At 65.8% G+C, this 20693-nt stretch carries 15 protein-coding genes; 9 read left to right on the forward strand and 6 right to left on the reverse strand.

Annotation, left to right across the window (positions count from 1 at the left end):
* Positions 1-8: 8 nt before the first annotated feature.
* Positions 9-869, reverse strand: a complete 861-nt coding sequence (locus tag KYT87_RS26510; protein WP_104141745.1) for a helix-turn-helix transcriptional regulator — start codon at positions 867-869, stop codon at positions 9-11.
* 100 nt (positions 870-969) lie between these two features.
* Here KYT87_RS26510 and KYT87_RS26515 point away from each other — a divergent pair, with 100 nt between their 5' ends.
* A complete protein-coding gene (locus tag KYT87_RS26515; RefSeq protein WP_219991255.1) occupies positions 970-2436 on the forward strand; it encodes an MFS transporter in 1467 nt (488 codons plus the stop codon).
* A gap of 2 nt (positions 2437-2438) precedes the next feature.
* Here the strand turns inward: KYT87_RS26515 and proC are convergent, their stop codons facing one another.
* Complete coding sequence (gene proC / locus KYT87_RS26520; RefSeq protein WP_255593594.1) at positions 2439-3209, reverse strand: pyrroline-5-carboxylate reductase; 771 nt, start codon at positions 3207-3209, stop codon at positions 2439-2441.
* Between the two features lie 280 nt (positions 3210-3489).
* On the opposite strand from proC, the gene KYT87_RS26525 reads away from it, so the two are divergent.
* From KYT87_RS26525 to dapA, 5 genes are all read left to right on the forward strand, one after another.
* On the forward strand, positions 3490-4926 hold the full coding sequence (locus KYT87_RS26525) for an FAD-binding oxidoreductase (RefSeq protein ID WP_219991257.1): 1437 nt from the start codon (positions 3490-3492) through the stop codon (positions 4924-4926).
* Positions 4927-5006: 80 nt separating this feature from the next.
* A complete protein-coding gene (locus KYT87_RS26530; RefSeq protein ID WP_120157100.1) occupies positions 5007-6089 on the forward strand; it encodes an ABC transporter substrate-binding protein in 1083 nt (360 codons plus the stop codon).
* 61 nt (positions 6090-6150) lie between these two features.
* A complete protein-coding gene (locus tag KYT87_RS26535) occupies positions 6151-7230 on the forward strand; it encodes an ABC transporter ATP-binding protein (RefSeq protein WP_219991258.1) in 1080 nt (359 codons plus the stop codon).
* A gap of 4 nt (positions 7231-7234) precedes the next feature.
* Positions 7235-9010 (forward strand): ABC transporter permease subunit, encoded by a 1776-nt coding sequence (locus KYT87_RS26540; protein ID WP_046803318.1) that lies wholly within the window; start codon positions 7235-7237, stop codon positions 9008-9010.
* Between the two features lie 43 nt (positions 9011-9053).
* Positions 9054-9959, forward strand: a complete 906-nt coding sequence (gene dapA, locus KYT87_RS26545) for a 4-hydroxy-tetrahydrodipicolinate synthase (RefSeq protein ID WP_082134360.1) — start codon at positions 9054-9056, stop codon at positions 9957-9959.
* A gap of 7 nt (positions 9960-9966) precedes the next feature.
* On the opposite strand, the gene KYT87_RS26550 is transcribed toward dapA, so the two are convergent.
* From KYT87_RS26550 to KYT87_RS26565, 4 genes are all read right to left on the reverse strand, one after another.
* Positions 9967-10797: an IclR family transcriptional regulator gene (locus KYT87_RS26550; protein ID WP_120157102.1), complete on the reverse strand. Its 831-nt coding sequence runs from the start codon at positions 10795-10797 to the stop codon at positions 9967-9969.
* 202 nt (positions 10798-10999) lie between these two features.
* A complete protein-coding gene (locus KYT87_RS26555; RefSeq protein ID WP_219991259.1) occupies positions 11000-11767 on the reverse strand; it encodes a phytanoyl-CoA dioxygenase family protein in 768 nt (255 codons plus the stop codon).
* 116 nt (positions 11768-11883) lie between these two features.
* On the reverse strand, positions 11884-13008 hold the full coding sequence (locus tag KYT87_RS26560) for an AI-2E family transporter (protein ID WP_046803314.1): 1125 nt from the start codon (positions 13006-13008) through the stop codon (positions 11884-11886).
* A 150-nt stretch (positions 13009-13158) separates the two neighbouring features.
* Positions 13159-14241 carry a LysR family transcriptional regulator gene (locus KYT87_RS26565; RefSeq protein ID WP_120157104.1) on the reverse strand — a complete coding sequence of 361 codons (1083 nt, stop codon included), beginning with the start codon at positions 14239-14241 and terminating at the stop codon, positions 13159-13161.
* A gap of 392 nt (positions 14242-14633) precedes the next feature.
* On the opposite strand from KYT87_RS26565, the gene KYT87_RS26570 reads away from it, so the two are divergent.
* From KYT87_RS26570 to KYT87_RS26580, 3 genes are all read left to right on the forward strand, one after another.
* Positions 14634-15830 carry an efflux RND transporter periplasmic adaptor subunit gene (locus KYT87_RS26570; RefSeq protein ID WP_046803312.1) on the forward strand — a complete coding sequence of 399 codons (1197 nt, stop codon included), beginning with the start codon at positions 14634-14636 and terminating at the stop codon, positions 15828-15830.
* A gap of 26 nt (positions 15831-15856) precedes the next feature.
* A complete protein-coding gene (locus KYT87_RS26575) occupies positions 15857-19072 on the forward strand; it encodes an efflux RND transporter permease subunit (protein ID WP_104141732.1) in 3216 nt (1071 codons plus the stop codon).
* A 72-nt stretch (positions 19073-19144) separates the two neighbouring features.
* A complete protein-coding gene (locus tag KYT87_RS26580; protein ID WP_046803310.1) occupies positions 19145-20623 on the forward strand; it encodes an efflux transporter outer membrane subunit in 1479 nt (492 codons plus the stop codon).
* The last annotated feature ends 70 nt before the right edge of the window (positions 20624-20693 follow it).

Here is a 20693-nt window from a genome sequence, read left to right on the forward strand (position 1 = left end):
GTCAACTTCTACGTTGCGTGGCGTGTCTTCAACCATAGTGCGAACGGCTCCGCCTTAGGCTCTTCAGGCGCCGCCGCATAGACCACCAAGCGCAGGTGGCGGCTTTCATCCACGGTCAGCGTGGTGTGCTCGAAGGCGATGTCGCCCAGCGATTCGATATGCAGCCGGCGCTGGCCCATGCAGGCGCCGTGCACATCGTGCTCGCGCCACCACGCGTTGAAGTCCGGCGATACGGCTTGCAGTTCGTCGACCAGTTCGGCGATGTCCGGCACCCCCGTTGCACTGGCAAAGTCGCGACGAAACGTGGACAGCATTGCGGGCGCCTGCGCCGGCCAGTCGGAGAACAAGCGCCGCATCGCGGGCACGACGAACAACATCCACAACAAGTTGCGCCGCCCCGTGGGCTGCGCCGAGAAATCGAACACGCGGTCCGCGGCGGCGTTCCACATCACCACGTCCCAGCGCAGGTTCAGGATGTACGCGGGGCGGGTCGGCAGGTCGTCCATCAGCCGTCGCACCTGCGGCGGCACCGTGCACCAGGTGCGGCCCGCTTCGGCGGGCGGGCGCTGATGGGCAAGCAGGTACAGGTGGCGGCGTTCGGCGGCGTCCAGCTTCAGCACGCGCGCCAGGTTTTCCAGAAACGTCGCGGACACGCTGATGTTGCGGCCTTGTTCAAACCACGTGTACCAAGCCAGCCCCACGCCGGCCAGCGCGGCCACTTCTTCGCGCCGCAACCCGGGCGTGCGGCGCCGGCTGCCGGCGGGCAGGCCAAGGTCGGTGGGGCTTAATCGTTCGCGCCGCGACCGAAGGAATTCGGCCAGGTCGGCGCGGGTGCGGTCCAGGCGTTGCGGGGCGGGAGCTAGGGTCATGGGAAGTGGCTATTGCCTGTAGTAACAGCATAAACAGCTAAATTGTATAAGGCTGAAAGCGTGGCCAGAATAGCGCCGATCCCCATTGATCGGTACTCCCATGACCTCGAACGCCCTGCCTTCCCCCAGCGCCACACCGCCCTGCCCCGACACCCGCGCGTTGGGTCCATTGGGACTGGGCGTGCTGCTGTCAGGCGGCTTTATCACCATCTTCGATCTGTTCGTGGTGAACGTCGCCATTCCCAGCATGCAGACCACGCTGTCCGCCTCGTTCGCGCAGATTAACTTCATCATCGCCGCCTACGAAATGGCATTCGGCGTGCTGCTGATCGCGGGCAGCCGCCTGGGCGACCGCCATGGTCGCCGTCGCTTGTTCAGGCTTGGCATGGCGGGCTTTGCGCTGGCCTCGGGCCTATGCGGGCTGGCCCCCGATGCCAACACGCTTATCGGCGCGCGCGTGTTGCAAGGGGCCGCCGCCGCGCTGCTGTTTCCGCAGGTCTATGCGCTGATACGCGTCAGCTACGACGGGCATGCGCGCCGGCGCGCGTTCGGCCTGATGGGTATGACGCTGGGGCTGGCCGCGATTGCCGGCCAGGTGCTGGGCGGCTGGATCGTGCATGCCGATTTCCTGGGCCTTGCATGGCGCACCGTCTTCCTGGTCAACGTGCCGCTGGGCCTGGCGGCGTGGGCGCTGGCACGCCACATACCTGAATCCCGCGAGGCCCAGGCCGCGTCCATGGACTGGCCCGGGGCCGCGTGCCTGGCGGCAGGGCTGGCCTTGCTGCTGCTGGCCTTGATCGAGGGGCCCGCGCGGCATTGGCCTGCGTGGACCTTCGCATGCGGGGCCGCGTCCGTTGCGGTGCTGCTGGCGTTCGCGCGCATGCAGCGCAGCGTCAAGGCGCGCGGCGGCGCGCCGCTGCTGGACATGGGCTTGATCGCGCAGCCGGGCTTTGCGGCCGGATGCCTGCTGGTGATGCTGGTGTTCTCCACCGCCAGCGCCATGTTTCTTTGCTACGCGTTGTTGGTCCAAACCGGCTTCGGGCTGGACGCGTTGACGGCGGGCCTGATCTTCGCGCCGGCCAGCGTGGGCTTCGTTGCGGGGTCGATGGCCGCGCCGCGCCTGGTGAACCGCTTTGGCACGCCGGCCATTGCTGTTGCGGCCTTGCTGTACGGCGGGGCCACCGCGGCCTTGATGGTGAAGGTGGGCATGGCCGGCGCGGCGCTGTCGCCGTGGTCGCTGGTGCCTGCGCTGGTGTGGCTGGGCGCCGCGCAGGGCGCAGTCAACACGCCGCTGGTCAACGTGGTGTTGGGCCTGGTCCAAGACCATCATGCCGGCATGGCGGCGGGGGTCGTGTCCACCTTGCAACAAGTCGGCGCTGCGCTGGGCGTCTCGGCAGCGGGCATGCTGTTCGGCGGCGCCTTGCAGGCGCATGCCCACGCCGACGCGCCCGAACGCTACGCCCACGCATTCGCGACCGCCATGCAGTTCAACGTCGCGGCCATCGCCGTGTCCGTCGCATTGCTATGGTGGCTGGGGCGACACCGCGACACGGCCTCACTGGGCTGAGATCAGCCCGCCGACAGTTCCCGTGCGCGCTTTTCCGCCTTGTGCACCGCCGCGCCGATGGCGTCGGCCACGCCGGCTTCGCGCAAGTGCGTCAGGGCCGCATAGGTGGTGCCGCCCTTGGATGTGACGCGATCCTGCAATTCCGTCAGGGGCACGTCTTCGCTTGCCGCCAGGCCTGCCGCGCCGCGAAAGGCGGCGACCGCCAGGCGGCGCGCGTCTGCCTCGGAAAAGCCCAGCTCGACTGCGCCCTTTTGCAGCGCCGCCATGAAGTAAAAGACATAGCCCGGGCCGCTGCCCGTCACGGCGGTGACAGCGTCGATCATGCCTTCGGTGTCGGTCCAGATGCGCTCGCCCACGGCGGCAAACAGGGCGTCGACGAGGTCGCGCTCGGCGGCGCCGCATGCCGCCGTGGCGTACAACCCCGTCATGCCCAGCCCCACCTTGGCCGGCGTGTTCGGCATGGCGCGCACAATGCGCGCGTGGCCGCCCAGCCAGTCCGACAGCGAGGCCAGGTCCACGCCCGCCGCGATGCTGACGACCGTGGCGCTGGCGGGCAGATATTCCCGCACCTGGGCGCAGGCGTCCTGCAAGCCTTGCGGCTTGGTCGCCAGCACGCACAGCGCGACGTCAGCGACGGCCGGTCCCACGCTTTCCTGGCAGGCCAGTCCCCGCGCCCGCAAGGCCTCTCGCGTGGGCGCGTAGGGCTCGATTACCAAGAAGTCGGCCTGCTCACGGCCTTGTCCTAGCAGGCCGTCGATGATGGCGGAGGCCATGTTGCCGCCTCCGATAAAAACGATCTTTTCGCGCATGGGAATCCAGTTCCAAAGAGGCAGGGAAGGCGATGCAGACAGACCGCATATCGCACAATACGATTGTATTTCGCTCATTTAGCGGGCGACAAGCCGTATGTTCCCCACCCGCTCCGACTAGGACATACCCTAAATTCGATTGATATACGATTAATCAAATCGAAAAGCGATTTAAGTGATCGTATGCTGTGCCTCAATGCGCTCGGGTTCGTGTGATCCCCGAGCTTCATTCGGGACCACAGACATGACCAACGGCATCACCCTGCTAGACGCGTTGACCCAGGCCTTGGGCGCGGACGCCATCCTTCATTCCGACACCGACATGGCCGGCTATACCGAAGACTGGCGCGGCCGGTACAAGGGCCCCGCACTGTGCGTTGCCCTGCCCGGCAACACGCAGCAGGTGGCCGACATTGTGCGGCTATGCAACGCCCATGCCACGCCCGTGCTGCCGCAGGGCGGCAACACCAGCCTGTGCGGCGGCGCGGTGCCGGATGCCAGCGGTACGCCCCCCGTCATCGTGAACCTGGCGCGCATGCGCCGGGTACGCCGGGTGGATGCCGCCAACAATTCCATGGAAGTAGAAGCCGGGTGCGTGCTGGCCACGGTGCAGGATGCAGCGGCCGCCGAGGGCCGCTTGTACCCCATCAGCCTGGGCGCGGAAGGCTCGTGCCAGATCGGCGGCACCATCGCCACCAACGCGGGCGGCACGGGCGTACTGCGCTACGGCAACACGCGGGACAACATCCTGGGCCTGGAAGTGGTGCTGCCCGACGGCGCCATCTGGAACGGCCTGACCGCGCTACGCAAGAACAATACCGGCTTTGATCTAAAGCACCTGTTCATCGGCGCCGAAGGCACTTTGGGCATCGTCACCGCCGCCGTGCTCAAGCTGCATCCGCTACCCACCCGCCACGCCGTGGCCTGGCTGGCGCCAGACAGCCCGCAAGCCGCGCTGGAAATCCTGGGCATGTTCCAGCGCGCCTGCGGTTCGCGCCTGTCGGCCTTTGAAATGATCGACAGCAATCAGCTGGACATCGTGATGGCGCATGTGCCGGGCCGCAAGACCCCGCTGGGCGACGCGCACCCGTGGCATGTGCTGGTGGAACTGTCCGACACGGCCAGCGGCGACGAACTGCAAGCGCTGTTGCAGCAGACGCTGGAACACGCGTCCGAACAGGGCCTGCTGCACGACGCCGTGCTGGCCAGCAACGACAGCCAGCGCGCCGCGCTTTGGGAAGTGCGCCACAGCGTGTCCGAAGGCAATAAGAAGGCCGGCGTGGGCCTGACCACGGACAGCGCCGTACCCGTGTCCAGCGTGCCGCGCTTCATCGACGAAGCCACCGCCGCCGTGCGCCACCTGGTGCCCGGCCTGCCGGTGCTGATCGTGGCCCACCTGGGCGACGGCAACGTGCACTTCATACCCTTCTTCACCTTCGACGCCTGGAACGCCCTGCCCGACCGCGACGCGATGGCCGCCGATATCCGCCGCGCGGTCAACGATGTTGCCGATGCGCTGGGTGGCACCTTCAGCGCCGAACACGGCGTGGGCCGCACGTCGCTGGCCGAAATGGCGCACTACAAGTCCCCCGTTGAACTGGCGATGATGCACGCGCTGAAGGCCACCTTCGACCCCGCCAACCTGTTCAACCCCGGCCGCTTGCTGCCCCGCATGGATTGAACCGCCCGCCTTCGACCCCCCCGTCTTTTGAATCCCCACCCTTGATCCGCAGTCCCTGACCCGACCCGCAGGAGTCTTCCATGAAATCGATCCCCCACAACGCCTCGCGCCGCGCCGCGTTGAAAACCGTGGCCGCCGGCGCCGCCGCGCTGGCCATGCCCATGATCTGGACGCCGTCGCGCGCCGCCTCCAAGCGCATCGTCGTGCGCGATGACGGCGGCATCTACAGCAAGGCCTATGGCGCCGTGTTCTACAAGCCGTTCTCGGAAGCCACCGGCATCCAGGTGGTGGGCGTGCAGGCCAACGCCGAACCCACCGCGCAGATCCGCAGCATGGTCGACACCGGCAACTACACCTGGGACATGGCCAAGATCAGCCAGCCCGCCATCCTGATGCTGACCGAAGGCGGCAAGGTCTATCTGGAAAAGCACGGTCTGGAATCCGACCCGGTCGTGGCCACCATCCCGCCGCAATACATGTCGCCCTACGGCGTGGGCAACAACGTCTACACCACCGTGCTGGCGTACCGTACCGACGCCTTCAAGGGCCGCCGCGCGCCCGCGTCGTGGGCCGACTTCTGGAACGTCAAAGACATCCCCGGCCGCCGTGGCCTGCGCAAGCATCCCTTCGACACCATCGAAGAAGCGCTGATGGCCGACGGCGTGCCAACCGACAAGGTTTACCCCTGCGACATCGACCGCGCGCTGGCCAGCCTGGACAAGGTCAAGCCCTCGGTGGACGTGTGGTGGAACACGGGCGCGCAGGTCGAACAGATGCTGGGCTCGGGCGAAGTCGACATGATCGCCACGTGGGTGTCGCGCGCGCAATCGGCCATCGCCAACGGCGCGCCGGTGCAGATCGTGTGGGACCAGAACATCTGGGGTTGCGACAACTGGTCCATCCTGAAAGGCACGCCCAACGCCGACGCCTGCCGCGAGTTCATCAAGTTTGCGTCCGACCCCAAGCGCCAGGCAGCGCTGGTCGAGTACTTTGCCGCCGGCGTCACGCAGCCCGCCGCCTTTGACCACATCAAGGCCGACGTGGCGCGCAACTGCCCGACCCACCCCGACAACATCAAGACCGGCCTGCACATCAACGCCGCGTACTGGCTGGACAAGCAGCGCGACGTGCTTGAACGCTTCAACGGCTGGGTCCTGAAATAAGCCATCGGCCGCGCGCCACCACCGTGGCTCGCGCCGCGCGAAATCTAATGTGCTGAACACCATGTCTTCTTCCAATCTGCAAATCTCTGGCCTGGGCAAACGCTATGGCGATTTCGTCGCGTTGGCGCCCACGCACCTGGACGTCGCTCGCGGCGAATTCCTGACCCTGCTGGGCCCCTCCGGGTCCGGCAAGACCACCTTATTGAGCCTGATCGCCGGCCTGGCGCAGCCCGACGAGGGCCGCGTGCTGATCGACGGCGCCGACGTCACGTACGGCGCGCCCTACGAGCGCGACATCGGCATGGTGTTCCAGAACTACGCACTGTTTCCGCACATGAGCATCGAAGAGAACATTGCGTTTCCCTTGAAGATGCGCAAGGTGCCGGCAGCCGAAGCGCGCCGCCGCGCGCACGAGGCGCTGGACATGGTGCGCCTGCCGCACGTAGCCACGCGCCTGCCGCGCGAACTGTCCGGCGGCCAGCAGCAGCGCATCGCGCTGGCGCGCTGCATGGTCTATCGACCCGCCATCATCCTGATGGACGAACCGCTGGGCGCGCTGGACAAGAAGCTGCGCGACCAGATGCAGCTGGAGATCAAGAGCATCCACCGCGAATTGGGCACCACCATCGTGTACGTCACACACGACCAGGAAGAAGCCATGACGATGTCCGACCGCATCTGCCTGATGAACGGCGGCGCGATCGAGCAGCTGGGCACGCCGGCCGATCTGTACTTCCGCCCCCGCACGCTCTTCGTGGCCGACTTCCTGGGCGAATCGAACCTGCTGCAAGGTGAAGTCACGGCGGTGGACGGCGACGTATTGAGCGTGACGCTGGCGCATCAGGGCGTTACCGGCCTGGCGCTGTCCAACGGCGCCCCGATCAAGCCCGGCCAGAAAGTCACCGTGATGTTGCGCCCGCAAAACCTGCGCGTGGCCACGTCGGGCAACGGCCTGACCGGCAAGCTGCTGGACGTGATGGTGACGGGCAGCCTGACCAAGCTGTACCTGGACCTGGGTGTGGCCGACGCCGCCCCCATCGTCGTGGCCTACCCCACGCAGCGCCAGGCCGAGCAATACGTCATCGGCCAGCCGCTGACCGTCAGCTGGCAAGCCGCCGACGCGGTGGCCATTGCGGAGTAAACGCATGACATCCCTTGCTACTCCCCGCAAGCGCATGAGCCCCGGCCGCCGCCATTTCCTGATGGCCGCCCCGCTGGTCGTGCTGCTGCTGGTGCTGCTGATCTATCCGGTGGGCCAGCTGCTGTTGTTAAGCGTTGTCGACGACAAGGGCTTCACGCTGGCGCAATATCACCGGCTGTTCGAGTCGTCGGTGTATGTGAACGTGCTGCTGATCACGTTGAAGATTTCGTTGTGGACCACGTTCTTCTCCGTCGTCGCGGGCTACCCGGTCGCCTATCTGATTTCCAGCCTGTCCGCCAAGCGCAAGACGTCGCTGCTGTTCTGGGTGCTGCTGTCGTTCTGGACCAGCTTCCTGGTGCGCACCTTTGCGTGGGTGGTGCTGCTGGGCCGCAACGGCGTGGTCAACCAGTTGCTGCAAGCGCTGGGCATCCTGGATGCGCCGGCCAACCTGCTCTACAACTTCGGCAGCGTGCTGGTGGGCATGGTGCATGCGCTGATGCCGCTGGCGGTGCTGACGATGCTGTCGGTAATGGAGAACATCGACCGCAACCTGCCGCGCGCCGCCTCCACCCTGGGCGCGCGCCCCGGCACGGCATTCTGGAAGATCTATTTCCCGCTGTCGATGCCCGGCGTGGCGGCCGCGGCCATCATGGTGTTCGTCACCGCCATCGGCTTTTTCATCACGCCCGCGCTGCTGGGCGGACGCAAGGAAACGATGATCACGCAGATCATCATCGACCAGGTGCAGCAGACCATGAACTGGGAGTTCGCCGGCGCGGTGTCGGTGTTGCTGCTGGTGGTGGTGCTGGTGGTGTTCGCCATCTATGACAAGGTGCTGGGCCTGTCGACCATGACGGGCGGCGCATCCACGCGCGTGCGGGCATCGGGCAAGGAAAGCCTGTCGCGCCGCGCGGGCGATGCGGTGTTGACGGTGCTGGCGAACGTGTCGGATGCCCTGTTCGCGCTGTTGCCCAAGCGGGTGCGGCGGTCGGTGTCGGGCACGGGTCAGTCACGCACGCTGTGGTGGATCGTGCTGGGCGTGCTGGCGTTTCTTAGTGCGCCGGCCTTCCTGATGATTCCGCTGTCGTTCGATTCCGGTTCGGGCCTGACGTGGCCGCCCAAGGGATTTTCGCTGCAATGGTACGAGCAGATGTTCACGTCGCCCGTGTGGATGCAGGCCATCACCCGGTCGTTGATCGTGGGCGTGGGCACGGGTTTGCTGGCGATGCTGATCGGCACGCCCGCCGCCTTCCTGCTGGTGCGCGCGAACATGCGAGGCAAGTCGGCGATGCTGGCCTTCGTGCTGTCGCCCATCGTGGTGCCGCGCATGATCATCGCGGTGGGCATGTTCTATTTCTTTGCGCGCGTGGGGCTGGTGGGATCCACCATCGGCCTCATCCTGGCGCATACCGTGGTGGCCGTGCCCTACGTGGTGATCACCATGATGGCCGTGCTGCGCAACTACGACACGCGGCTGGACCTGGCGGCGCAAAGCCTGGGCGCCGGGCCGTGGGCCACGCTGCGCTTCGTGACGTTTCCGATTCTGGGCGCGGGGCTGATGTCGTCATTCCTGTTTGCCTTCGCCACATCGTTCGACGAACTCACGATTGCGCTGTTCGCCTCCGGTGGCCTGAACGCCACGCTGCCCAAGCAGTTCTGGGACGAGGTCACGCTACAGATTTCCCCGGTGATTGCCGCCGTCTCTACCTGCCTGTTCATTTTCATTGCCGCGCTGATCTGGCTGGCCGACCGGCTGCGCCGCCGCAGCCTGGCCAATTGAATCCGACGCCTCTGATTTAGATTTATTTTCCTGGATACACAACATGCTGAACGCAACCCAACTGCGCGGAGTTTTTCCCGCCATCCCCACGCCGGTCAACGCCGACGACACCATCAACGTCCCCGCTGCCAAGGCGCTGGTCGCCTACCTGATGCAGCAGGGCATCGACGGCATCGTCCCGTTGGGCGGCACGGGCGAATACGGCGCGCTGCCCCGCGCCGAGCGCATCCGCATGTGCCAGTTGACGGTCGAGGCCGTAGCCGGCCGCGTGCCGGTGATTCCCGGCGTGCTGGACCCCGGCTATCACGACGCGCTGCAAGCGGGCCGCGAATTCGCCGAGGCCGGCGCCGATGCGCTGATGGTGCTGACGCCCTACTACACGACGCCCACGCAGGCCGGCATCCGCGACTACTTCTTGCGCTATGCCGATGCATCGCCGCTGCCCGTGATGATCTACGAAATTCCGTATCGCACCCGCATCGCGATTGCGCCCGAGGTGCTGCATGAACTGTCGCGCCACCAGAACATCATCGGCATGAAGGCCTGCAACACGGACATGTACCACTTCCTGCGCACGGTGGCGGGCGTGGACGAATCGTTTGCGGTGTTCAGCGGCGAAGACACGCTGCTGCCGGTGCATCTGGCCGCCGGCGCGCGCGGCGGCATCGTGGTCACGGCTAGCTTGCTGCCGTCGGCCTGGCGCCAGGTCTACCAGCTGGCGTCGGAAGGCCGTACGCGGGAATCGATGGAACTGCATCGCCGCCTGATCCCGTTGATGGACCTGGCGTTTGCCGAGACCAACCCGGGCCCGATGAAGTCCGTCATGGACCTGATCGGCGTGAACGCGCCCGATGTGCTGGACCCGCTGGTGGCCCCGGCCGATGCGTTGCAGTCGGCCCTGCGTGAAACGCTCAAGCCGTTGCTGGCGGAATTCGAAGGGGTGAAGTAAGCCGGGCCTATCTGGAATAGCCCGCGAATTTGGACTTTGAAATCGACGTGGCCGCCACCTGCACATGGGGCGCCAGTTCGGCTTCAACGCGAGCGACCGTCCAGCGCGTCGTGGGCACCGAAATATTGATGGCAGCCACGGCCAGGCCGCGATGGTCGGTGACCGGCGCGGCCACCGAGATGTCGCCCAGCACCGTCTCGTTGACGATGATCGCGTAGCCTTTTTCGGCCACGCGCTGCACGCGTTCCATCAGCTTGTCAGGGTCCACTTCGGTGTAGGGCGTGATGGGGTCCAGCCGCGTCCGCGCCAGGATTTCACGGCGATGCTCGTCCGTCAGACGCGACAGGATCGCGGTGCCGGACGCCGTGAAGAACGCCGGCAGACGGCTGCCAACGGCGATGTCCACGTTGACCAGGTGATGGCCCGGAAAGCGCGCGACGAACACAATTTCGTGGCCGTCCAGTTCTTGCAGGTTAGTGGTTTCGCCCAGCGTGCGGCTAATGTCCAGCAGATAGGGCGAGGCCTTGTCGATCAGCTCGTTGGCGCGCACATAGTTGTACGAAAATTGCAGCACCTTGGGCGTCAGCCCGTAGTTGCGCGTGTCGGGAATGCGGCGCAGGTAGCCCAGCGTTTCCAGCGTGTAGACCAGGCGCTGCGTGGCGCTGCGGTCCAGGCCGGACGCGCGGGCGATGTCGGCCAGCGTCATGTGGCGGCGCGACCCGTCGAACGCGTGCAGCACCTGGAAGGCCTTTTCGGTGGACCCCACAAACAGTGATGACCGGGTTGCGCCGGGCGCCTGCGATTCTTGCGTGTCGTTGTCGATCTTTGTTTTGGGCACGGGAAACAGCCTGTTCAGTTCCGGGGATGGTCACGCAAGAAGAACGCGATGCGGGTGTTGCCGGCCCGGCATCGCGTATTCATCCAGACGTTCTGCGTTTGCGTTATGCGCACTGCGTACTGCGGTTGAAATAATTGTAGTTCAATTATTTATTGCAGATATCGATTGATTATTACCGCCCCAACGTCCACCGACTTACCGCTTACCCTGCCAGCGGCACGTCCGGCTGCGACGCGGAACGCGTACCCGCGATGGGGTGGCAGGACGCCGGGTGATAGGTGTGCACCAAAGACAGCTTCACGCGGTCGCTGCGATTGCCCGGCGCGGCGTGCAGCGTGCGGCAATGGAAGAACACCACGTCGCCCGCCTCTAGCGTGGGGCTGACCGCCCGCGCGATCCAGTCGGCGTTTTGGGGTACGTTTTCGCGGAAGAACTTCTTCTCATCGAATTGTTCAGGCGCGAAAGACGCCGTGTGCGAACCCGGGATGAATGACAGACCACCATTGCCCGAACTTTCGGGCACCAGCGCCAGCCAACAGGACACCAAATCAGTATCGGAAAAAGACCAGTAGCGAATGTCCTGATGCCAACCGGTCAGGCTGCCGTAGGCCGGGTGCTTGGTCATCACGCAGTTGTGATGCACGGTGGACAGCACGGCCGGTTCGCCGAAATAGCGCGCCAGCCATTGGCCGATGGCCGGGTCGGTGGCCCACTGCGCAAACAGCGGGTCGCGCGCATAGGCGTTCAACAGGCGGCGCACCGTCAAGCCGCCTTGCGCCTCGCGGGATGCCGGCGCGCCGGGATAGCGCAGGTCGGCTTCGTATTCGATGGGCGCTACGTGGTCTTGCAAATGGCGCTCGGCCAGGGCGCGCAAAGCGGCTACCCGGTGCGGGTCCGCAAACTGGCGGGCCACCACAAAACCCTGCTGGCGCAGGACGGCAATTTGATCATCGTGCAGGAACCCGGACATCTCAATCCTCACACCCCGCGGCGGTTGCGAAGCGTCTGCGTGCGGGGCAGGCGCGTACCGGTCAGGCGCCGGTAAACGCGGGGATGGCTAGATTACCAAAGCGGGCGGGCCGCGCGTCAGGCAGTAGGTGTTTTTTCAACGCGCGGCGTCGCCGGCGGCAGCGGCGGGCGAGCCCGTTCAGCGTCGCGTTCCTGGACTTCGTGGTGCACCCATTCGCGCCACACGGCCACCAGCAAGGCCATTAGCACCGGCCCGACGAACAGGCCCACGATGCCCATCGTCTTGACGCCGCCCACCAGGCCGAAGAACGTCGGCAGGAACGGCAGCTTGACCGGGCCGCCCACCAGGCGCGGGCGCAAGGTCTTGTCCACGATGAACAATTCAACGCTGCCCCAAACCATCAGCGCAATGCCCGCCACCACGTGGCCGGAACCGACCAGGTACAAGGACACCAGCGTGAACGACAGCGGCGCGCCGCCGGGGATCAAGGCCATGAAACCGGTCACCACGCCCAGCAGCACGGGCGACGGCACGCCCGCCACCCAGTAGGCGATGCCCAGCACCAGGCCTTCGCCCAGCGCGATCAGGCCCATGCCGGTAACGGTGGAATTGATAGTGGCAGGCACCACGCGGGAAAACCGCTGCCAGCGCGCAGGCAGAATGCGTTCGCCCAGCACGTCCAACTGCGCCACCATCCGGATGCCGTCCTTGTAGACGAAGAACAGCGTGATCAGCATGAACAGCACGGTCAAAAGCAGCTGGAACACGTTGCCCGTCGCGGCCAGCACCATGCGGTAGATGTTGCCCAGGTGTTCGCCGCTGACGGCTTCAACCAGCGCGCCCAGCGCGTGGGGCTGGCCAATATACGATTCCCAATACTGGCCCAGGCGCTCGCCCAGCACGGGCATCGACGTAATCCAGTTCGGCACGGCCACGCCGTGGCGGTTGGCGGCTATGGCCCAGGCGAAAAAGGTGCTGGCTTCCTTGATGGCGTAGGACAAGGCCAACGACATCGGCACGATCAGCACCACGATGACCATGAGCAGCGCCAGCGACGCGGCCACGGCCGTGCGGCCGCCGCAGCGCACGACCAGGCGCTGGTACAAGGGCCAGCTGGCCAGGCCAATAATCAGGGCCGCAAGAGCAGGAACGAGAAAGCCGCTAAGGAAGTACACCCCGGCCAACAGCACGAGCAAAAGCAGCCAACGGGCCATCAAATAAGCGGGTAGAACAGGCTGCATAGCGCGGATCGACAGTAAGGGCGTTGTAGGCTTTGACTGTCGGACTATACAGACGTTTCAAGATATACGAGGGACGCAAGCCCTGTATTTACTACGGGGATTCCCGTGGTCTTTCGGCGTGGCACGCACCGGGCGTGCCACGCCACACGCTTACAGCGCGTACTCGGCGGCCTCTTCGCGCGGGCTGCGGCGCCGCGGCGGCGTCTGGGCCAACACCGGTTCAGCCAGCGGCTGGGCGGCGGGCGCCCCCATCGTCATGGCGCTGGGCATGCCCAGCTGACGCTGATACACGCCGCAGCTGGCGGCTGCCGGATCGGTTTCGTCGCGGCCGCTCAATAGTGGGCATCCGGCGAACAATTCAGCCACCCAATCCGTAAACGCGCGTACCTTCGGCGACAACTGGCGGCTTTGCGGATACAGCACGGAAATCGGCGTAGAGCTGGGCTTCCACTGCGGCAGAATTTCGATCAGCTCGCCCGATTGCAGGTGCGGCAGCGCCATGTAGCGGGCCACCTGGATCAGGCCGAAACCCTTCAGCCCGCAATCCAGATAGGCGCCGGCTTCATTCACCGCTACCGTGCCCTTCATGTCCACTTCCTGGTGCTTGCCGTCCACCTTGAAGTCCCAGGCGCAGTTACGGCCCGTGCGGCTCATGAAGTAATGCACCGCGTGGTGATCGCGCAGCGACTCGATGGTTTGCGGCATGCCGTGACGCGCCACGTAGGTAGGCGAGGCGCAGGTGACGGTCTGCAAGGTGCCGATGCGGCGCGCGACCAGGCTGGAATCTTCCAGTTCGCCTGCGCGAATCACGCAGTCGACGGCCTCTTGCACCATATCCACAGGCCGGTCGCCCAGGCCAAGCACCAGCTCGACGTCGGGGTATTTGTCGTGGAAATCACACAATGACGGGATCAGGATCAGGCGGCCGATGCAGGTCGGCACGTCAATGCGCAGCCGGCCCTTCAGGCGCAGCGCTGCTTCCTGGAAACAGGCCTCGGTTTCTTCGACGTCCGCCAGAATGCGCACGCAGTGCTGGTAATAGCCCGCGCCGTCCGGCGTCAGGCCGATACGGCGCGTAGTGCGGTTCAGCAGTCGTACGCCCAAGAGGCGTTCGAGGTTCTGGATGATGGTGGTGACGGTGGTGCGCGGTAGCGAGAGGCTGTCGGCCGCCCGCGTGAAGCTGTTGGCGTCCACGACGCGCACAAACACCTGCATAGCCTGAAAACGGTCCATGGCGACGGTGTCCTTTTGGGCAAATAAGTCGGGGTGAACGGAGCATAACCCGATTTCGACGCCGATTAGTCATCCGTGTCGAACAGTGTTGCCGGATTAACTGTGTTTATCCGGCCCCACAAAACACTCAGAATGCGAACCATCTTGAAGTGCCCTTGCCTCCCGGCGACCCCACAGGGCATGTCAATCCTCAGCTTCCGTCCTTGCAGAGCCCGCCCTCCCGGCACTCTGACTTGGATCCGCAACCCTGATGGATGTTGCGTTGCAGCATAAGCATATACGCCTAGCCGCAACGGACGCTACGGACTGACATGGCCAGACCCGCCGCAGCCGCCCCCGCCCCGGGCTCCAAGCAAGCGCGCTTTCGCACCTAAATCTTTCAAGGAAACATCATGGTTTCGCGTAAACGTATTGCTGTGCTCGTTGTATTTGCCGCCGTGCTGGCGGCCGGTGGCGGTTATGCCCTGACCCGTGGCCCCGGTGGCGGCAACGTCGCCGTGGCCCAGGGCGCGCCCGCCGCGACACCGGTCGAAGTGGCGGAAGTCGTCAACAAGACCATCGTGGACTGGCAGCGTTATTCCGGCCGCCTGGAAGCCATCGACCGCGTCGACATCCGCCCGCTGGTGTCCGGCACGCTGACGCAAGTGCACTTCCAGGACGGCAGCATCGTCAAGAAGGGCGACGTGCTGTTCACCATTGACCCGCGCCCCTACGCGGCCGAGGTTGACCGCGCCGCCGCCGCCCTGACCGCCGCCAAGGCCCGTGCGTCGTACACCGCCACCGAACTGGCGCGAGGCCAGCGCCTGTTGGCCGACAACGCCATCGCACGCCGCGACTTCGAGGAAAAGCAGAACGCCGCGCGCGAAGCCGCCGCCAACCTGCAAGGCGCGCAGGCCGCGCTGGACTACGCCAAGCTGAACCTGGGCTACACCCGCATCGAAGCCCCCGTGGCCGGCCGCGTGTCGCGCGCCGAAGTCACCGTGGGCAACGTGGTGGCCGCCGGCGCCGCGTCCGTGCCGCTGACCACGCTGGTGTCGGTGTCGAAAATGTACGCATCGTTCGACGTGGACGAACAAACGTTCCTGAAGTACGTGAACCCGGCGCGCAACGGCAAGGCCGGCTCGGTGCCGGTTGAACTGGGCCTGGCGAACGAAGAAGGCTATTCGCGTACCGGCGTCGTGCAGTCGGTGGACAACCGCCTGGACGCCACCTCGGGCACGATCCGCGTGCGCGCCGAATTCGACAACGCCGACGGCTCGCTGTTGCCCGGCCTGTACGCCCGCGTCCGCCTGGGCGGCAGCGACCCGCGTTCGGCCGTGCTGATCGACGAAAAAGCCATCGGCACCGACCAGGACAAGCGCTACGTGCTGGTGCTGGACGACAAGAACCACGCCGTCTACCGCCAGATCAAGCTGGGCGCCAACCAGGAAGGCCTGCGCGTCGTTGATTCCGGCCTGAAGCCCGGTGAACGCATCGTCGTCAACGGCCTGCAACGCATCCGTCCCGGCGACGCCGTGACCCCCACCGTCGTGCCCATGGTTGCCGCCAAGCGCGCACCGGTGCAGACCGCCGCGGCCCAGGTCCAGTAAGGCCCGCGCGTCTACAGAGAACGCTCATGAATATCTCAAAGTTCTTCATCGACCGGCCGATCTTTGCCGGTGTGCTGTCCATCCTGGTGTTGCTGGCCGGCCTGTTGGCCATGTTCCAGCTGCCCATTTCCGAATACCCGGAAGTCGTGCCGCCGTCGGTGGTGGTGCGCGCGCAGTATCCGGGCGCCAACCCCAAGGTCATCGCCGAGACCGTCGCGTCGCCGCTGGAAGAATCCATCAACGGCGTCGAGGACATGCTGTACATGCAGTCGCAGGCCAACAGCGACGGCAACCTGACGCTGACGGTCAACTTCAAGCTGGGCGTGGACCCGGACAAGGCGCAGCAGCTGGTGCAGAACCGTGTGTCGCAAGCGCTGCCGCGCCTGCCGCCGGACGTGCAGCGCCTGGGCGTGACCACCGCGAAAAGCTCGCCGACGCTGACGCTGGTGGTGCACCTGATTTCGCCTAACGACCGCTACGACATCACCTACCTGCGCAACTACGCCATCCTGAACGTCAAGGACCGCCTGGCCCGCATCACGGGCGTGGGCGAAGTCACGGTGTGGGGCTCGGGCAACTACTCGATGCGCGTGTGGCTGGACCCCCAGAAAGTCGCGCAGCGGGGCATGACGGCGTCGGAAGTCGTTGCCGCCATTCGCGAACAAAACGTGCAGGTTGCCGCCGGCGTGATCGGCGCATCGCCCACGCAGGGCGACGTGCCCTTGCAGCTGAACGTGAACGCGCGTGGCCGTCTGCAAAGCGAAGAAGAGTTCCGCGACATCATCCTGAAGACCTCGTCCGACGGCGCCGTGACGCACTTGTCCGACGTCGCCCGCGTGGAGCTGGACGCGCAGGAATACGGCCTGCGTTCGCTGCTGGACAACAAGCAGGCGGTGGGCATGGGCATCATGCAATCGCCGGGCGCGAACGCGCTGGACGTGTCGTCCAAGGTGCGCGCCGCCATGGCCGAGCTGTCGCAAGACTTCCCGCCGGGCGTGGAATACCGCATCGAATACGACCCCACGCAGTTCGTGCGTTCCAGTATCGAAGCCGTGGTGCACACGCTGCTGGAAGCCATTGCGCTGGTCGTGCTGGTGGTGATCCTGTTCCTGCAAACGTGGCGCGCATCGATCATCCCGCTGCTGGCCGTGCCGGTCTCCATCGTGGGTACGTTCGCGCTGCTGCTGGTGTTCGGCTATTCCATCAACGCCTTGTCGCTGTTCGGGATGGTGCTTGCCATCGGGATTGTGGTGGACGATGCGATCGTGGTGGTGGAAAACGTGGAACGCAACATCGCGGCGGGCTTGAGTCCACGCGACGCCACCTACCGCGCCATGCGCGAAGTCAGCGGCCCCATCATCGCTATCGCGTTGACGCTGTGTGCCGTGTTCGTGCCCCTGGCGTTCATGACGGGCCTGACCGGCCAGTTCTACAAGCAGTTCGCCATGACGATTGCCATCTCGACGGTGATCTCGGCCTTTAACTCGCTGACCCTGTCGCCCGCGCTGTCGGCCCTGCTGCTCAAAAGCCATCACGACAAGCAGGACTGGCTGACCCGTGGCATGAACCGCGTCTTCGGCCGCTTCTTCAACTGGTTCAACAACATGTTCGGCCGCGCGTCCGAGTCCTACGGCACGGGCGTGTCCAGCGTCATCCGCCGCAAGGCCGGCGCGATGGGCGTGTACGCCGTGCTGGTGGCGGCCACGATCGGCGTGTCGTACCTGGTGCCCGGCGGCTTCGTGCCCGCGCAGGACAAGCAGTACCTGATCGGCTTCACGCAGTTGCCCAACGGCGCATCGCTGGACCGCACGGAAGCGGTGATCCGCCGCATGAGCGACATCGCCTTGAAGGAACCCGGCGTGCAATCGGCCATCGCGTTCCCGGGCTTGTCGATCAACGGCTTTACCAACAGCTCCAGCGCCGGCATCGTGTTCGTCACGCTCAAGCCGTTTGACGAGCGCAAGGGCGCAGAACTGTCGGGCAACGCCATTGCCGCCTCGCTGAACCAGAAGTTTGCCGCCATCCAGGATTCGTTCATCGCCGTGTTCCCGCCCCCGCCCGTGATGGGTTTGGGCACGCTGGGCGGATTCAAGCTGCAACTGGAAGACCGCGCGGCGCTCGGCTATGCCGAGCTGGACAAGGCCAAGCAGGCCTTCCTGGAAAAGGCGCGTCAAACGCCTGAACTGGGCCCTGCGTTCTCCAGCTACGAAATCAACGTGCCGCAGCTGGACGTGGACCTGGACCGTGTGAAGGCCAAGCAGCTGGGTGTGCCGGTGACGGAAGTGTTCGACACCATGCAGATCTACCTGGGTTCGATGTATGTCAACGACTTCAACCGTTTCGGCCGCGTGTTCCAGGTGCGGGCGCAAGCCGACGCCCAGTTCCGCGCGCATGCCGACGACATCCTGCAACTGAAGACCCGCAACGCTGCGGGCGACATGGTGCCGCTGTCTTCGCTGGTGACGGTGAACCAGACGTTCGGCCCCGAAATGGTGGTGCGATACAACGGCTACACCGCCGCCGACATCAACGGCGGCCCGGCGCCCGGTTTTTCGTCGGACCAGGCGCAAGCCGCCGCCGAACGCGTGGCCGCCGAAACGCTGCCGCGTGGCGTGAAGTTCGAATGGACCGACCTGACGTATCAGCAGATCCTGGCGGGCAATGCCGGCTTGTGGGTATTCCCGATCAGCGTGCTGCTGGTGTTCCTGGTGCTGGCCGCGCTGTATGAAAGCCTGACCCTGCCGCTGGCCGTGATCCTGATCGTGCCGATGAGCATCCTGGCTGCGCTGACCGGCGTGTACCTGACGGGCAACGACAACAACATCTTCACGCAGATCGGCTTGATGGTGCTGGTGGGGCTGTCCGCGAAGAACGCGATCCTGATCGTGGAATTCGCCCGCGAGCTTGAAATGAGCGGCCGCACGCCGCTGGAAGCCGCCATCGAAGCCAGCCGCCTGCGTCTGCGTCCGATCCTGATGACGTCCATCGCGTTCATCATGGGTGTGGTGCCGCTGGTGCTGTCGTCGGGCGCCGGTTCCGAAATGCGTCATGCGATGGGCGTGGCGGTGTTCTTCGGGATGTTGGGCGTGACCTTGTTCGGCCTGTTCCTGACGCCGGTGTTCTACGTGCTGCTGCGTTCGCTGGGTGGCAAGCCGCTGCACTCGGCGTCCCAGCATGAAGCGCCGGAGTGCGCGCCGCACATCGACCCGCATGCGCCGCCCGCCCCGCAGACTCACGCATAAAGCAGGCAGACCCACAGAGAAGCCAGCGCGCCCTGCCCCAGCGGGCGGGGCGCGCGACAAAGAGAATTCATCATGATCCAAAGACTGACCCGAGGTTCCGCCCTGCTTGCCGTCCTGCTTGTGCTGGCCGGCTGCGCGGTGGGCCCCACCTACGAAAAGCCGTCCGCCGCCGCGCCGGCGGCGTTCAAGGAAGCCGCCCTGCCCGCGTCCGAGGCCGGCACCTGGAAGCCCGCCGAACCGTCCGAAGACGCGTTGCGCGGCGCCTGGTGGAAGGTATTCGGCGACGACGGCCTGAATCAATTGCAGGAAGAAGCGCAGCAGGCCAACCAGAACCTGCAAGCGGCCGCTGCGCGCCTGGCGCAGTCGCGCGCGCTGCAACGCGAAGCCCGCGCCGGCTTCTTCCCGACGCTGGACGCAGCCTTTGGCCCCAACCGCCAGCGCCCGTCCGCCGTGTCGCAAGGCTTGCCCGATGGCACGTCGACCAGCCCCGTGACGACGTGGCGTGCGCAAGGCGCGGTGTCGTACGAGGCCGACCTGTTCGGTCGCGTGGCATCCACCGCCGACGCCGCCACGGCCGACGCGCAGCAAAGCGAGGCGCTGTACCGCTCGGTGCTGCTGGCCTTGCAGGCTGACGTGGCCACCACGTATTTCCTGGTGCGCGAACAGGACGCCGAATCGCAGCTGTATCGCCAGACCGTCAAGCTGCGTACCGACACGCTGCAACTGATCCAGCGCCGCTACGACGCGGGCGATATCAGCGAACTGGACCTGGCACGCGCCAAGGCCGAGCTGGCATCCGCGCAATCGGAAGCGCTGGGCATCGACCGCCGCCGCGCCGCCGCCGAACATGCGCTGGCCGTGTTGCTGGGCCGCGCACCGTCCGACTTCACGATGCCGCCGCAGCCCATCCAGAAGGTGGCGCTGTCGATTCCCGCCGGCCTGCCGTCCACGCTGCTGGAACGCCGCCCGGACATCGCCGCCGCCGAACGCGCCATGGCCGCCGCCAATGCCCGCGTAGGCGCGGCCAAGTCCGCGTTCTTCCCGCGCCTGGACATCACCGGCGCCTTTGGCTATGAATCGTCCGACCTGGGCAACCTGTTCCAGTGGTCCAGCCGCACGTTCCTGTTGGGTCCGCTGGTGGGCGCCGCGTTGTCGATGCCGATCTTTGACGGCGGCCGCCGCCAAGCCGGCCTGGACCGCGCCCGCGCCGTCTACGAAGAAGACGTGGCCGTGTATCGCCAAACGGTGCTGAACGCCTTCCGCGAGGTTGAAGACAACCTGGCCAACCTGCGCATCCTGGCCGACCAGACCAAGGCGCAGGACGCCGCCGTCGACGCCTCGGCGCGCGCCGCCAAGCTGTCGCACACGCAGTACCGCGAAGGCTCGATCAGCTATCTGGACGTGATCGAAGCCGACCGCAGCGTGCTGCTGCAACAACGCGTTGCCGTGCAACTTAGCGGGGAACAGGCACGGTCGGCGGTGGAACTGATCCGTGCCATCGGCGGCGGCTGGGACAACCCGGTGCCGGCGGACACGGTCGCATCGCGCTAAGGCGCTAGGTCGCTAAGCCGGCAAGCCGACAAGGCGGGGATGCCCGCCGCGCCAGGCCGGGCGCGGGGCG

It is taken from the genome of Achromobacter sp. ES-001 (assembly GCF_019448355.1).
GTDB classification, from domain to species: Bacteria; Pseudomonadota; Gammaproteobacteria; order Burkholderiales; family Burkholderiaceae_B; genus Achromobacter; species Achromobacter spanius_B.